The organism is Limimaricola cinnabarinus LL-001 (assembly GCF_000466965.1).
Lineage (GTDB): Bacteria > Pseudomonadota > Alphaproteobacteria > Rhodobacterales > Rhodobacteraceae > Limimaricola > Limimaricola cinnabarinus.
The window spans coordinates 1-1,051 of the sequence record NZ_BATB01000163.1 but is presented as its reverse complement, the minus strand read 5'-3'; the positions used below and the strand labels follow the sequence as shown (position 1 = coordinate 1,051).

The 1,051-nt window shown below is 61.2% G+C and carries 1 protein-coding gene; it reads left to right on the top strand.

Annotated elements, in window-relative coordinates; genetic code table 11:
• Positions 1-96: 96 nt before the first annotated feature.
• A partial coding sequence (locus tag MBELCI_RS18870; RefSeq protein WP_045320564.1) for an IS481 family transposase occupies positions 97-1,051 on the top strand: 955 nt, incomplete at its 3' end.

Genomic DNA, 1,051 nt, shown 5'->3' with positions numbered 1-1,051 from the left:
TACCTGTCCCATCCCGGATGATCACATAAGCTCTCGGCGATCTGCCCTGTTCATGGCAAGATCGGTTCTGAGAGATGTCCAGGGCGGAGCACGATCATGCTGATCCATCTTCACAAGCAAGCCACGACGACGCCCAGGATACGGGCCCTCATCCAGGCGAGCACGGAGCCTGCGCCGGTTCTGGCGGAACGCTTCGGCATCACGGAACAGACCGTCTACAAGTGGCGCAAGCGCGACAGCGTCGACGATCTCAGCCACACCCCGCATAGGCTACAGACGACATTGACGCCTGCGCAGGAAGCCGTCGCGGTGGCCTTGCGCAAGACGCTGTTGGTCTCGCTCGACGACCTGCTGGCGGTGGTGCGGGAGTTTCTCAATCCGAACGCGTCACGCTCGGGTCTCGACCGCTGCCTGCGTCGGCATGGCGTGGGCAACCTGCGCGATCTGAAGGCTGAGGTCCCCCGGCCGAAACACAGCGCCTTCAAAGCCTATGAGCCCGGCTACATCCACATCGACGTGAAATACCTGCCCCAGATGGCGGATGAAACGTCACGGCGCTACCTCTTCGTGGCGATCGACCGGGCAACCCGCTGGGTCTTCATCCGCATATTCAATGCGAAAACTGCAGCCAACGCCCGACGCTTTCTGCGGGATCTGGAACGTGCATGCCCGCTGCGCATCCGCACTATTCTCACGGATAATGGCAGGGAGTTCACCGACCGCCTGTTCGGCCTGCGCAGGCGCGCCGCAACGGGCGCGCATGAGTTCGACACGCTCTGTGAGGCCCTCGGCATCGAGCACCGTCTGACACCGCCGACCAACGGCATGGTGGAACGGTTCAACGGCCGCATCGAGGAGGTTCTGCAAAGCCACCACTTCCGATCGGGCGAGGAACTGGAGACGACGCTCCACCGCTATGTCTGGCTCTATAACCAGCAGCTTCCTCAATCAGCCTTGGGAAGCAAGACGCCCTTGCAGGCGATGAAGGACTGGCACAATCTCAAGCCAAAGCTGTTCAAGAAACAACCATACTACCTGCCGGGATGTGACA